This is a genomic window from Sorangium sp. So ce176 (assembly GCF_051519835.1).
In the GTDB taxonomy this organism is placed as follows: domain Bacteria; phylum Myxococcota_A; class Polyangia; order Polyangiales; family Polyangiaceae; genus Sorangium; species Sorangium cellulosum_G.
On record NZ_CP150371.1, the window covers coordinates 1,672,231 to 1,686,578 of the forward strand.

At 70.4% G+C, this 14,348-nt stretch carries 9 protein-coding genes; 1 reads left to right on the plus strand and 8 read right to left on the minus strand.

All coding sequences use genetic code 11. The features are described from left to right. Positions 1-44 precede the first annotated feature (44 nt). Positions 45-1,352, plus strand: a complete 1,308-nt coding sequence (locus WMF42_RS06355; RefSeq protein WP_437690871.1) for an ABC transporter substrate-binding protein — start codon at positions 45-47, stop codon at positions 1,350-1,352. Between the two features lie 92 nt (positions 1,353-1,444). Here the strand turns inward: WMF42_RS06355 and WMF42_RS06360 are convergent, their stop codons facing one another. The 8 genes from WMF42_RS06360 to WMF42_RS06395 all read right to left on the minus strand — a co-directional run bounded on the left by WMF42_RS06360 (position 1,445) and on the right by WMF42_RS06395 (position 14,193). Next, positions 1,445-3,634: a TonB-dependent receptor plug domain-containing protein gene (locus WMF42_RS06360; RefSeq protein WP_437690873.1), complete on the minus strand. Its 2,190-nt coding sequence runs from the start codon at positions 3,632-3,634 to the stop codon at positions 1,445-1,447. 55 nt (positions 3,635-3,689) lie between these two features. Next, the gene (locus WMF42_RS06365; protein ID WP_061605568.1) at positions 3,690-6,524 is read right to left on the minus strand and encodes a hybrid sensor histidine kinase/response regulator; all 2,835 of its coding nucleotides are present in this window, start codon (positions 6,522-6,524) and stop codon (positions 3,690-3,692) included. Between the two features lie 2 nt (positions 6,525-6,526). Then, complete coding sequence (locus WMF42_RS06370; protein WP_061605567.1) at positions 6,527-6,970, minus strand: response regulator; 444 nt, start codon at positions 6,968-6,970, stop codon at positions 6,527-6,529. Positions 6,971-7,136: 166 nt separating this feature from the next. Next, positions 7,137-8,165 (minus strand): hypothetical protein, encoded by a 1,029-nt coding sequence (locus WMF42_RS06375; RefSeq protein ID WP_437690876.1) that lies wholly within the window; start codon positions 8,163-8,165, stop codon positions 7,137-7,139. Continuing rightward, entirely contained in the window at positions 8,156-8,836 is a 681-nt protein-coding gene (locus tag WMF42_RS06380; protein ID WP_233560982.1) for a hypothetical protein, read from the minus strand. The genes WMF42_RS06375 and WMF42_RS06380 overlap by 10 nt, the downstream gene beginning before the upstream one ends. A gap of 690 nt (positions 8,837-9,526) precedes the next feature. Then, positions 9,527-11,173 (minus strand): glycerol-3-phosphate dehydrogenase/oxidase, encoded by a 1,647-nt coding sequence (locus tag WMF42_RS06385; protein ID WP_437690878.1) that lies wholly within the window; start codon positions 11,171-11,173, stop codon positions 9,527-9,529. 146 nt (positions 11,174-11,319) lie between these two features. Continuing rightward, positions 11,320-13,332: an ABC transporter ATP-binding protein gene (locus WMF42_RS06390; RefSeq protein ID WP_437690880.1), complete on the minus strand. Its 2,013-nt coding sequence runs from the start codon at positions 13,330-13,332 to the stop codon at positions 11,320-11,322. Positions 13,333-13,587: 255 nt separating this feature from the next. After that, positions 13,588-14,193 (minus strand): NAD(P)H-dependent oxidoreductase, encoded by a 606-nt coding sequence (locus tag WMF42_RS06395; RefSeq protein ID WP_233560981.1) that lies wholly within the window; start codon positions 14,191-14,193, stop codon positions 13,588-13,590. Between the last annotated feature and the right edge of the window lie 155 nt (positions 14,194-14,348).

The following is a 14,348-nucleotide window of genomic DNA, read 5'->3' on the forward strand; positions in this document are numbered from 1 at the left end:
GCTTCCATCAAGCCGGCATGTGGCTTACCCACCTCGGACGACACATGCGCCGCATGGAGACCAGGCTGCTCTTGGGGCTCGCGTCCCTGCTCTCGGCGTCCTGCTCGCCGGCAGCGCCAGGCCACCCCGAGGATGCCGTCGTCCTCGGGGCCCTCCTGCCCTTCTCCGGCAGCGAGTCGGCCGTTGGCCGCAACCTCGAGCAGGCGATGTTGCTCGCGATCGAGGATCTGAACGCCGCGGGGGGGCTCGACGGCAGGCCGTTCGACCTCCGGAGCCGCGACAGCCACTCCAGCACGGCGCGTGGGCTCGATCAGCTGCTCCAGCTGCTGTACGCGGACAAGATCGCCTACCTGGTCGGGCCCGAGGAGGACGAGCTCGCCCGTGAGATCGCGACGGACGTGAAGGGGCTCGACGTGTTTCACATGCTGCCGGGGTACGCCGCGCCCTCGGTCGCGCGCAGCGAGACGAGGGGAGGCTGGATGCGGCTCGCCCCGGCCCCGTTCCACGTGGGTTGCGCGCTGGCGATGGTCGCCGTCGGCGAGGGCGTCGGCACCGTGAACAGCCTCGCCGCGCGGGACGACTACAACACCCGCGTCAGGAGCGAGTTCACGACCCAGTTCGTGGCGCTCCGGGGCAGGGTCCTCCCCTCGGTGACGTTCACGTCGGGCGAGCACACGTACACGAAGAAGATCGAGTCCGCCTTCGCGTCGCACGCCGGCCGCACGCTCCTGGCGGCGTACCCCGCCACCGCCTCGACCATCGTGACCGAGTGGACAGTCTCCGGGCGCCCGGGCACCTGGCTCCTCGGTCCCGCGCTGCGCACCGAGGTGCTGCTCGCCAACATCCCGACAGGCTCCCTCGACGAATACATCGGGGTCTCGCCCTCGCTCAGCCTGCGCAGCGAGTGCCCGGTGGTGGACGGATCCGAGGAGATGGCCGGCTGCTCGACAGAGAACGCCGCCGCCTTCATCGACCACTTCTCGCGCCGGTGGGACGGCGAGGCGCCGCTGCCCGCAGCGCACTTCTATTACGACGGCGCCGTCCTCATCGCGATGGGCCTCGTGTACGCCCAGGCGACCGGCAAGGAGCTGCCGCTGTCCGGGTATGAGCTGCAGAAGATCATTCGCGATCTCAACAGCCCGGAGAACGAGCCTGTCAGGTGGTCGGAGCTGAACACGGCGATGGCCAGGCTCCGCGCGGGGACCCGGCTCCGGTACATCGGGGCGGCCGCCGAGTACGAGTTCGACGAATACGGGGCGAGCATCCATCACTTCATGCAGCGATGGAAGATCCAAGGGCACGCCTTCGTCGATCTTCCCCCCGTCGCCGTGGCGTGCTCCGGCGTGAACTAGCCGCGCAGGTCAGCTCGACGCTCACGCTGGGGCCTGCGCGGGACCGAGCCCATCGCGTATCGAGGAGGGTATCTCGCCTCGATACGCGCCGCTCAGTAGCGGTGTCGTAGCTCGAGGAACACCTCGCGCGGGGCCAGCGGGTACTCGAAGCCCGAGAACCCGGGGTCCGGCCCGCTGGCGCCGAGGATGTTCTTGGCGCGCAGCGCCACCGTCGTCTCGTGACCCGGGATGACCCACAGGTTGCGCGCGACCAGGCTGGCGTTCCACCACAGGTACGTGGGCAGGTCGAAGCTGCGGCCGTTCTCCAGGATGCTCGCGTCGGCGGCGCGCCGGGGCCCGACGACGATCGCTTGCGTCGAGAGCTCGAGCGGAACGGCGCTCGGCGACGGCAGCTTCACGTACGCCCCGCCCCGGGCGATCCAGCGCGGGTAGGCGACCATCTCCGGACCGACCAGCTCGGCCTGGTAGCCCACCTGGCCGGATTCCCGGGTGGAGTGCACGGTCTCGAACGACGCGTAGCCGCCATAGGCGTCGCCGCGCCGCAGCTCGGCGCGCGTCGCCCAGATCAGCGACATCTGATTGGCGACGTTCACGGCCGTCTGGTTGATGCCCCGCGGGACGAACTCCGCCTTGTCGTTCAGGAGGCTGTAAGACACCCCCGTGCTCGCCGAGGCCCAGGCGCGCGGCCGCCACGTCACCTCGGCGTCCACCGTGTGGATGGACTGAGGCTTCAGGTCCGCGTTCCCGATCACGTCGCCCGGCACGAGCGGCTGGGCGTACAGCAGGTAGGGCGACGGCGCCTTGAAGGCGCTGCCGTACAGCAGCTTGGCCACGACGCTCTTCCCCAGGTGCGATGTCGCCCCGAAGCGGCCGGTGAGCTGATTCTCGTACCTGCTGTGGTTATCGTAGCGGAAACCCCCCGTCAGCTTCAGCCACGGGTCGAGCACCTTGAGGTTGGCGCTGAGCAGCGCCCCGATGTCGACCAGCTCGGTCGAGAGCTGCTCCCGCTCCGGCGAGCCGAACGCCTGCCCCGTGAGCTTGCTGACCCGACGGAAGGAGGGCAGATCCTCGTTGTCGTAGACCGACTCGAGGTTGAGGATGACGTTGAAGCGGTCCCAGGGGACCCACCGGAGCTCGACGTTCGCGTCGACGCCGCGGTAGGCCATGCGCCGCTCGATGTAGTACCAGCCGCCGGCGACGTCCACGCGGTCTTCCGGCAGGACGCCGCCCTGGAAATACATGCCCTGCACCGCGATGGCGAGCTCCCGGTTGAGCTGGAAGAGCCCATCGACCGCGATGCGGTGTTGCTGCAGGCTGACCACGGTGCCGGCTGGGCTGCCGAACGTGTCCGTTCCGCCGGTGAGCTGCGCCCACTGCGCGAAGTCTCCGCCGCGCCGGAAGCGCGACCAGTAGCCGCTGACCACGAGGTGATGACCGCGCTCCGGATCGCGGAACGCGATGCGCGAGCCGAAGACCGCCGAGAAGCGCTCGAGGTTCTCGGCCTCCGCGCCCCGCGTGTTGTAGGTCGGGATCCGCGGGGCCGGCGACTGGCCAGGCATCATCAGGCCACCGCGATCGTCGAGCTCCCCCGCGGCCGTCAACATCATGTCGAAGCGGTCGGTGGACATCCCCCCCAGCACGTCGAGGCCGCCGCTCAGGTTGCCCCCCGTCACGCCGAAGCGCGCCGTGCCGTCGGCGAAGGGGATGTCCTCCCCCGCGAGGGTGATGATGTTGACGACCCCGAGGAACGCATCGGCGCCGTAGAGCGCCGACGCCGGGCCGCGGACGACCTCGATCTGCTTGATGGCGGACAGCGGGATCAGCTCCGTTCCCAGCCAGTTGCCGCTGGTCGTCCGGAAGGCCACCGATCGCCCGTCGATCATGACCTTGATCCCGCCGCTCTCGGCCCCCAGCCCGCCGGTCATGCCCTGCACGCCCGCGTTCGGCAGGATGTGATCGTCAATCAAGTAGAACCCGACGACGTGCCTGAGCACCTCGCCGACGCTCGTGTACCCCCAGCGGCGGATCTCCTCTGCCGTGATCGCCGTCACGACCGCCGGCGCGTCGTCCAGCGTCTCCAGCGTCTTGGAGGCCGTGGACACCTCGACGTCGAGCAGCCGCAAGAGGTCGACGCCCTCGAGCGCGTCGTTGCGCTGCTCCTTGCCCGCGGCGTTCGGGGCTCCCGGGGCCGTGGCGGCCGTCGGCTGAGCCCATGCGACGCCTGGCGCCGCGGCGATCACCAGGGCAACCATCCACTTGGCTTCGAGCGAGGCAAAGGTCATGCGGGTAGGGTTCGTTCTGAGCCTTGGGCCATGGCAGAGTGGGCGCACTTGCTTGTCACGTCGCCTGGGCTGTCGCGGCGAGCTCTTCCTTCAGGGCGACGCTGACGGAGGCGAACTCCTCACGTATCCGCGCCAGATCGCCCGTCGCCGGCAGCTCGCCCTGGCCGGCCGCGAACTGCATCTTCTCCGCCAGCTCGGCGACGCGCGACGCGCCGATCGAGAGCATGCTGCCCTTCAGCTTGTGGGCGCTCGCCTTCACCTCGGCGACGACCGACGCCCGCAGGGAGGCCTCCAGGCCGTCGAGCTGCTGCGGGACGTTCTTGAGGACGAGCTCGATCAGCTTGCGCGAGCGCGGGACCTCGGGATCGAGCACGAGCAGGGACGCAGGCTCCCTCGCGCCGCTCGTGAGCGCGGGCGCCGTCTCCGGCTCGTCCCGGTGCAGGACAACGTGCCGCCACAGGGTCTTCTGCAGCGACTGGGGCCGCACCGGCTTGGCCAGGTAGTCGTCCATCCCCGCGGCGAGCACCCGATCCCGCTCGCCGACCAGCGCGTGCGCCGTGAGCGCGATGATCACTGTGTGACGATTCTTCTCGCGCTCCCACTCGCGGATCTTCTGCGTGGCGGTGTATCCGTCCATGACCGGCATCTGGCAGTCCATGAGGACGGCGACGTACCGCTTCTGCTTGATGCACTCGAGGGCCTCCAGGCCGTTGCACGCGGTCTCCACGCGCAGGCCGAGCTGCTCCACCTGCTCCATCGCCACGTAGCGGTTGATCTCGTTGTCATCGACGACCAGCACGGGGAGCTTGCTCGCGATCTTGCCCGGCTCCACGCCGGGCTTGCTGACGGGCGCGATCTTGGCGCCGGTGAGCGCGCTCTGCAGCGTGTTGTAGAGCTCGGACACGCGGAGCGGCTTGGGGAGCTGCGTGACAAGGGTGGACTCGAGCCCGGTCAGCGCCACGCTCGACCCCATGTGGTAGAGCGCCACCACGGGCAGCCTCTCCAGCCCCGGCACCGACTGGATGGTGCGGAGGAAGGCCTCGAGGTCGAGATCGTCCATCTGCACGCCGACGACGGCGGCGCTGAACGGCCGCTTCTCGAGCAGCGAGAGCTCCAGCCGGCTGATCGCGTCCCTGCCGGAGGTCGTGGCCTCGGCGTCGAAGCCCCAGGCCACCAAATGCTCCACGACGACATCGCGCCAGCTCTTGCTGATCTCGACCACCAGCGCGCGCCGCCCGCTCGCCCACTCGGCGGAGCGGATCTGCTCGCCCCCGGCCGTGACGCCGACCTTGATCGTGAACCAGAACCGGCTGCCCTGCCCCGGCGTGCTGTCGATGCCGATCTCGCCGCCCATGACCTCCACCAGGTGCTTGCTGATGGCGAGCCCCAGGCCCGTGCCGCCGTGGTTGCGGACCATGGAGCCGTCCACCTGCGTGAAGGCGGCGAAGAGCTTCTTCTGGTCGTCGGCGGCGATGCCGGGGCCGGTGTCCACGACGGCGACCTTGACGAGCGCAGAGCTCTTGTCCTGCTGCGGCGCCGCGACGTCGACAAGCACCTCGCCGCGGTCGGTGAACTTGATCGCGTTGCCGACCAGGTTGGTGAGCACCTGGCGAAACCGGTCGGGGTCGCCCACGACGCCGGTGGGGACGCGGCGCTCCACGCGGTACACGAGCTCGAGCCCCTTCTCGTGCGCCTGGCTCGCCATCAGCTCCGCGACCTCCTGGACGACGAGGCGTAGATCATAGGAGACGTGCTGCGCCACGTACTTGCCGGCCTCGAGCTTCGAGAAGTCGAGGACGTCGTTGATGATCGCCATCAACGTGTTCGCGGAGGCGTCGACGGTCTCCACGTAGCGCCGCATCTTGCCGTCGAGCGGCTGGTTCTGCATGAGCCGGATGACCCCGAGGATCCCGTTCATGGGGGTCCGGATCTCGTGGCTCATGTTGGCGAGGAACTCGCTCTTCAGCCGGGACGCCTCGAGGGCCTGCTCCGTCTTGACGCGCAGCTCGTCGAACGCCTGCTCGTTCGCCTCGACCATGCTGTTGAACGCCTCGCCCAGGAGCTCGAGCTCGTCGCCGCTCTTGATCTGGACGCGCTCCCACTGCTTCGGCTCGATGCCGGTCGTCTGGGACGGCGGCGCGCTCGAGCGGAGCCCGTTGGCGATGGCGCCCGCCGCCGAGCGCAGCGCGAACAGCGGCTCCGTGATGTGGACCGCGACCCGCTTCACGAGGAAATAGCTGGCCGCGACGCTGCCGAGGATCAGCGCCCCGATCAGCCCGAGCGTTGTGACGAGCCGGCTCCTGGCGAGCTCCCGGGCCTGGACCATGCGCTCGACGACGCTCTTCGTGCTGATGCCGTAGATCACCGTCCCGGCGTGGGTCCCCTCCGTGACGACCGGGGCCGCGACCTCCAGGATGTCGCTGCCGCCCATGGGGTTCTGCCGCCGCCTCAGCACCGACCGGGGGTGGTGCTCCGTGCTGATCCCGAGGGCCTGCAGATCCTTCGCCGTGAGGGCGGGCGCGTCCTTGGGGCCGGCCGCCTGGCCGAGTCCGCTCGCCGCCCAGACCCGGTTCTCCGCGTCGAAGAACAGGCCATAGGCGATGTCGTTGTTCTCCGAGACGGTCTGGAAGATGAGCGCCTTGACGTCCCCGAACAGGTTGTCCGCCACCAGGCTGCGCAGCGCCAGCGCCTGGTTGAAGCCGAGCAGGCGGGCCTTCTCCTCGAGGCTGCCGAGGAGCTCCTCCTCGCGCTTGGCCTGGACCTCGCGATCCGTGGAATAGATGAGCGCGCCGCTCGACAGGAGCGTCGCGCCGCCGAGGAGCAGCAGCGCGCCCAGGATCAGGCGCAGCAGCTTGAGGCGGAGCGACCCGTTGGTGTTCGGGGTAACCATGCTTATCGAGGACGCCTCACCGAGGACGGGGGAGCGGGGAGGGACGACGTTGAGGCGTGGGGCGCGACGCTCTTCGCGGCGCGCGCGGCCGCCGCGCGCTCGACGGCCGGCGCCAGGGCGACGTGGAGCTTCGATTTCGAGACGATACCGTCGGCGCCGACCTTCTCGCCGAGCGCGCTCAGCTGCTCGACGTCACAGCCGGAGACGAGGATGATTCCCAGGTTCGAGAGCTGCGCGTTCTCCCGGAGCAGCTTGGCCAGCTTGTCGCCGTTGATGGTCGGCATGTTGATGTCGAGCGCGACCACCGTGATCCCGTCGCGCTTGATGACCGACGTCGCGCCGATGGGCGTGGCCAGCTCGAAGACATAGTAACCAGCCTTGACCAGGATGGCGCACATCGCCTCACGGGCGATGTCGTCGTCATCGATCACGAGCACCCGGATCATGAGCGCTCCCTCCAGGGTAGCGAGCCGCGCAGGCGACGCCCTCGGGGGGGTGGGAGCGTCGAGCCGTCACCCGGGCGCGCCATGGTCCGAGCCCGCCGGTAGCTTCGACACCATGTGTCCGGTTGAGAGAGTAACTGCATGGCTCCTCCATTCCCGCGATGCGCGCTCACCGCCCGATCAGAAAGTCAACCTGCCCGAACTGACTGGAATCAAGGCCGAACCGCCGCGCGAGCCGCACGTCGACCAGGCGCTTCACGGAGATGGGCAGCCGGACGTCCGACGCCCGGAGCTTCCAGTCCTCCTCCGCGAGCTCGTAGAGGAGATCCGCCGCCTGCACGGCGAGCGCCTGGGTGTCGGGGATGGCCGCGAACGTCCCGAACTCCGCGTGCTCGTTGACGAGCGAGCGCACGGCCACGACCACAGGCGCGTCGAGCCGACCCACATAAGGGAGCCAGACGTTCGTCAGGAACTTCGGGCTCAGCAGGCCATTGTCGTTGGGCAGCCAGATCGCGTCAACCTCGGCGCGGTGGAGGTGCACGAGCGCGGCGCGGAGGTCCTGGACGTGCGGCTTGTTCGAGAGCTCCTGCCTCACGAAGGTCAGCTTCTCCACCTGCATGAGGTCTTCCTGCCGGGCGATATGGCGGGCGAAGCCCTGGCGGTACACGACGCCGACGCGACGGACATCGAGGCCCAGCGTGCGCAACCCCACCATGGCCGTGACCGCCGGCACCTCGTAGGAGATCGCCACCGAGTTGGGGACGGTGCGCTGGAGCTCCTCGGCGAAGGACGCCATGAGGATCAGCGCGACCGGCGGCGCCGGCGTGGCGCGCGCCCAGTTGCGGTAGAGGAGCACGGTCGAGTTGTTGACCAGCACCACCGCCCGCGGGCGATCTCGCGCCACGATCCGCCCCACGAGATCGGGGCTCGACTCCTCGACGCGCAGCGGAGAGATGGTGACACGGTAGTCGTCGGACAGCTCGACGCGGAGCGACTCCAGCATGCCGTCGAGCTGGGAGCCCGCGGGAGCGATGATGGAGATGACGGGCTTCCCGTCCGGGGGCGGCGTCTCGGGCGGCGGCGCCGGATCCGCGGCGACCTGCTGCGCCGTGCCCGACGAGCAGCTCAGCGCCAGCATCAGCGCCGCGAGGGCAGAGGCTCGCCACAGCGAGCGCCGGCGGGTCGACCTCATTTCCATTCGTCCACCCCCAGGTCGGCCATCACGTGCTTCGGGAGCCTCCGGATCGCGTGCTCGACGGAGTGACGATCGCTCAGGAACGTGACCGCCACGAGGCCTACCTTGGCTGTCGAAAGGCTCAGGATGGTGAAGCTCATCTTGCTCTTGGACTCGAAATCAGCGCGGAACCGCTCCGGGAGGAGCACCGCGTCGGCCGTCTGGAACTGGAGGAGCTGCAGCAGATCCTCGATCTTCGTGACGCGCTGGACCTCCGGCGCGACGCTCACGCCGAGGAGCCCGGCGACGAACTTAGGGAGCGACTTTCGCTCGACCAGGTCGACGATCCCGTACCTCAGCGACGAGAACATCTCCCTGGTCAACGCCCTCGTCGAGATCAGGAGGTATTGCTCCGCGTCGCTCCCCGCCCTCATGCCCTGGAGGTCGGCGCCTCGGTTGAGCGAAGCCAGGACCGGCCTCGGCGAGAGCGCCGCGTTCGGCGGGCTGGTCTCGAGCGCCGTCTTGAAGTCGCTCAGCTTACCGAACACCGTTACATCGACGCCGGGCATCGAGTCCTCGATCTTCTGCTCGAGCGCTCGAGCGCGGAGCGGCGTCACCGCATAAACATAGAGCGTGACCTCGGGGCCTGCGGTGGTGGGCGGACTGAGCAGCAGCAGGCAACACCCGACGAGCACCGCCGCCGCGAGCAGGAGCGCCGGCGCGCGCTGGGGCCGGAGGATCCGGCGCGGCCCGCGGGGAGCCTCCTCGCGCCGATGGCGCGCGCCGAGGAGGCTGATCAGGGAGCGAAGCGAGCGGGACCGAACCGAAGCCGCCGAATCATTGTCTTGCCGCGCACACGATGACATCCAGCGGTACGCGATCCGCGCTTGACACGCGAGGTGCCCCAGGGCCGCCCCAATCGCTGACCGCCGTGCCCGTGTGGAGCGCCTGCATATCCTTTTCAAGCTCCTCATGTCCTCCCGGTCATCGTGATTGGGTAGCGTACCCGACGGCCAACCCTGCTTGTCAAGCATGCCATCGAAGGGCCACGCGATCCGATCAGCTTGGCGAATGGGGACGTTGGAGAGGGCGACAACACAGGGCGGGCGCCGCCGCGTGGATCAGCGCGCCATCGCGGCCCCGCGGGCGACGAATGGTGAGCGGGGCGCGGTGGCGCGCCGACGATCGGCGGCGCCCCGCCCGGCGGAAGTGGGAGATGACAACCGCAGGTTCCCTCGACGCTGCCTCGTCGACCTACATCCCCCCGAAGCTGCCTCGTTGGCCTACATGTAGAGCGATGGTGGATGGGAGGGTCGACGACTTCCCATGACCACGCACCAGCAGCGGAATTCGTGGGTGAGCGCGCGCTGTCGCCGCGCGCGGCGCTACCTGAGCGGCAGCTCCGCGACGGGCGCGGTCGCGGCCCGCTGCGCGCCGCGCTCCTCGAAGTACTCCTCGAGCCGCCGGTCGGCGTCGTCGCCGAACAGGATCCGGCACGCCTCCCGGAGCCCGGGCGATCGCGCGAGCTCCTCGCGGCGGATCAGGAGCGCGATCTTCGTGCGCCGCCGCAGGAAGTCCTCGAGCTTCGCGACCATCTCGCGCCGCGCGGCATACGCGATCTCGCACCGCACGTCGTCCGCCCCGTCGATCAGCGCGTCGGCCATCCTCCGGTCGCGCCGGATCTCGTCGAGCAGATCGAGCGCGTCGGCCCCGTAGCGGCGCCACAGGCGCGCGCTCAGCTTCTCGGAGGCGCGCGGCGGCGTCAGGGCGTCGAGGTCGAGCTGGAGCGCCCTTTGGAAGAACTCCTGACGAACCGCCTCGTCCGGCTCGCCGTACCAGCGCGCTGCCGGGCGGGGCAGCGCGACGCCGAGCTCCTGCGCGGCGGCGCAGACCTCGTCGCCCACGTTGATGCAGTCGGTGAGCTTGCCGCCGAAGACGCTGACGTGGGCCTGCGCCCGGTCGACCTCGAGGACGTGCTTGCGCGAGAGCTGCAGCCAGTCCGCCGCGCCGCCGCCGTCCTCCACCGCCAGGGGGCGCACCCCGCAGCGCTCGGCGATGATGTCCCCCTCGGTCAGCGGCCGGGGCAGGTCGAGGCGCTTGTTGATGTTGGAGAGCACGAAGCGGCGGTCCTCGGCCGTCACCTCGGTCAGCGGGCGCTCGACGCGGGTGTCGGTCGTGCCGATGCACGTCCGCGAGCCCATCGGGATCACGAAGAACAGCCGGCCGTCGTCCGCGAAGAACGTCAGCACGCGCCGGCTCGGGGTCAGCCGCTCCACGATGAGGTGGATGCCCTTGGAGAAGATGTGGCGGTGGCTCGTCCGCTGCCCCGTGAGCGCGTTGTGCGCGTCCACGAACGGACCGCAGGCGTTCACGAGCACGCGCGACCGCACGGCGAGCTCCCTGCCCGACAGGACGTCGCGGGCCCGCGTGACCCACCCGTCCCCGTCGCGCCGCGCGCCCAGCGACTCGACGTAGTTGGCGGCGCACGCGCCGCGATCGATCGCGGCGCGGACGAACCCCCAGACGAACCGCGCGTCGTTGTCGACGAGGTACGCGTCGGAGTACTCGAATCCTCCGTCGCAGCCGTCCAGGTTGATGATGGGCTCTTCCCGCGCGATCGTCCGGCGGGAGAGCAGGCGGGGGATCTTCGTGAAGAAGTTGCCGATGATCCAGTAGAGCCAGGTGCCGAGGAAGAGCTTGAACAGGCCGTGCCGGAAGCCCCGCTCGTGCGCGGTGTAGAACCGGATCTCCCGCACCGTCGAGGGGTAGCTCCGGAGGAGGAGGTTCCGCGAGACGCAGAGCTTCCGCACCAGCGGAAACTCGAAGTTCTCCATGTACTTGATGCCGCCCCAGGCGAGGTTCGACGACTCCTGGCTGGTGAAGCCCGCGAAGTCGCCCCGATCGATCAGCGCGACCTTCGCGCCCCTCCCGGCGAGGGCGGCGGCCGCGACAGCGCCGTTGATCCCGGCGCCGAGGACGAGGACGTCGAACGTCTCGCGGCTCAAGCTGTCGATGTTCGTGGCCCGCAGCATCGATGGCGATCCGGCGCCAGGCGCGGCGCGCGCTCCCGGACCTCTACCACGTCCGGGGGCGCGCCGGGGCGCCGGGCGGGGCCGAAAAGCGCGGCTTCCGTCCGGCTCAGCCCCTCAGCCCCTCAGCCCCTCAGCCCCTCAGCCCATCAGCCCATCAGCGCGTCGTCGCCGCGGAAGGGCTCCGGGTGGGCGCGGCGCGGGCCGGGCCGGGCCTCGGGGCGCGCGCCGGCGTGGCCTGTGTGGAGGTGCTGCCAGCGCGCCATGGCGGTGTAGACGCCGCCGCGCCGCAGGAGGTCCGCGTGCGCGCCGTGCTCGACGATGCGGCCGCGCTCCATCACGAAGATCTTGTCGCAGCCTACGACCGTGCTCAGGCGGTGGCTCATGAGGATGATCGTGCGCTGGCCCTTCAGCGCGCGCAGCGCCTCGACGAGGGTCCGCTCGTGCTCGGCGTCGATCCCGTCGGTCGGCTCGTCGATCATGAGGATGGGCGCGCCCGACAGGAGCGCGCGCGCGATCGCGATGCGCTGCCGCTGGCCGGCGGACAGGTTCAGCCCGCCGTCGGCGATCTGCGTCCCGTAGCCGTCCGGCAGCGCCTCGACGAAGCCCGCCGCCCCCGCCATCTCGGCCGCCTTCCGGATCTCCGCGCCGGTCGCGGACGGGCGGCCGTAGGCGATGTTCTCGGCGATCGTCGCCGGCAAGAGGATGCAGTCCTGGAGGACGATCGCCATGTGCCGGCGCAGGTCGGCCACCCGGACCGCGCGCGTGTCGATGCCGTCGAGCCGCAGCGCCCCGTGCGTCGGGTTGTGGAAGCGCGGCAGCAGGCTGAACAGCGTCGTCTTGCCGGCGCCGGCCGAGCCCACGAACGCGACCATCTCCCCCGGTCGGATCGTCGCGTCGACCCCGCGCAGCACCGGGTGCCCGGGGCGGTACTCGAACCCGACGTTCTCGAGCGAGAGCGTGCGCGGCTCGGGCGGCAGCGCGGCCGCGTCGTGGACGTCGGTCACCGCCTGGTCGCGGTCGAGCACCTCGAAGACGCGCTGCGCGCCCGCCACGCCGCCCTGCACCGCGGCGCCGGCGCCTGTCAGCTTGCACAGCGGGTCGTAGAGCATCCCGAGGTAGCCGAGGAACGCCGTGAGCGCGCCCAGCGTCATGCCGGCGTCGCCGGCGCCCGCGCGGGCCTCGACAACGAGGTGGCCGCCATAGCCGAGCACGAGCGCGCCGCCGAGCCCGAGGATCGAGCCGACGGTGAGCGTGTGGCGGAGCTCGTCGTGGTGGAGCCTGAGCCAGGCCTTCACGCTGTGGCCCAGCGTCGCGTGGAAGCGCGCCTCCTCGTCCGCCTCGCGCCCGCACGCCTGGACGAGCCCGATCGACGCCATCGAGCGCTGCACGGACGTCGTGAGCTGGCTCTCGACCTCCTTCGCCTCGGTGCACTTCCGGTGCAGCGCGCGGCCGAACTTGACGTTCGTCAGGAGCAGCGGCGGCACCACGGCGAGCGCGAGCAGCGTGAGCCCCGGGCTGCGCGCGGCCATGATGCAGAGCATGACCGCGAGCGTCAGCGCGCTCCCCAGCACCGAGACGGCCACGTTGAGGATCCCGTGGAACCCGGTGGCGTCCTGGTTGAGGCGGTAGAGGGCGTCGCCCTGCGGCTGCGCGCGGTGGTAGCCGATGTGGAGCGCCTGGAGCTTCCGGTACACGTCGCACCGCACGCGCATGAGCCCGCCGTAGCCGATGCGGAAGTTGAGCAGGGCGCGGCCCATGCCCACGAACTCCTGCGCCACGCGGAGCACGAGCGTCATCGCCGCGAGCCCGAGGACGCGGCCGAGCAGGCTGTCCGGGAGCGGCGCGAGCAGCAGGCGGTGGACGAGGTCCCCCTCGCGCGGCCCGCTCGAGATGAGGTCCACGATCACGGCGACCGGCCACACCTGGAGCAGGCTGATCGCGATGGAGACGCAGACCAGCAGCGAGAGCGCCCCGATGCGCGCCCACTCGCCCTTGAAATAGGCGCCCACCCGGAGGAAGAACCGGAGCCGCTCCGCGCCCGCCGAACGGCTGGGCGCGGCGAGCCGCTGCGCGGTGCTCCTCAGGGAGAGCCTCGATATCCTTCCCTCGCGCCGCGGCGGCGAAGGGCGATAGGTCTTGCGCTGAGCCTGTGCGCTCATTGGATGGTTGAGCTTTCTTCCTGTCTACGGCTGAGGTGAGCGCCGGCGACCCCTTAGGGCCATCCCTGGCAGTCCATCGGTTCCGACCAGTAGCGAGGTACCGAGGTGTAACAGCCCATCGCGGGCGCGCTCTTCCCGTGCGACGCAAAGCGAGGCGAGCTCCTGCTGATTTGCTGCGCCCTTGTCCGGGACTCCAGGGCTCCAGGCGACGGCGCGGTCACGGCACAGGCCGACGGATCGGCCGGGTCTCCGCGCCTATCCGTGAATCCGATTCCCGAGCAGCGCGAGCCGGCGGCCCAGGGCGCGCGCCGGGGCGAGATCGAGCCCCGGCGCCTCCTCGAGGTTCGTCCCGGGCGCGCCGCGACGCGCCGCCGCGCTCGTCGTTTCCACCGGATCCATCTGCGCGCGGGCCGGGGCCTGGACGATGACCCCGTGGCGGAGGAGCGAGGCTATCATTGCGTGGAGCGCAGCGCGCTGGGCGCCCTGGATCGGAGACGGAGAGCAGAACACACAGGCCACCTTGCCGGCGAGGTCTCCCGCGAGCTGCCCCGATCCGTCGAGGAAGCGGCGGAGCTCCGCGCTCATCGCGCCGTAGCGCGCGGGCGAGCCGAGGGCGATTGCGTCCGCCCAGAACAGGTCTGCGTGCCGCGCGAGAGGGACGGACGCGAGTCGCTCCCGCGTGGCACGGATCCGCTCACTCGAGCTCCACCTGTCCTGCGGCGGCGCGAGGCCTTCGATCTGCCGGAGCCGCACGGTCGCCCCGGCCTGCTCGGCGCCCTGCGCGACGGCGGCAGCCAGCGCGGCCGTATCGCCGTGGAGAGAATAGAAGATCACGGCGACGTTCATGCCGTGCGCGCTCATGCCTTGCGCGCATGCAGACCTCGTACCGCGGTCCTCGCGACAGGGGCGCGCCTCGCCGACGCGGAAGAGCCCGCCTCGCGTACCGTCATGAGCGCATCCAGGGTCGCTCCGCCGGCGCGTGCCACGACCCGCGCGGCGCGAATCGAATTGCGGGC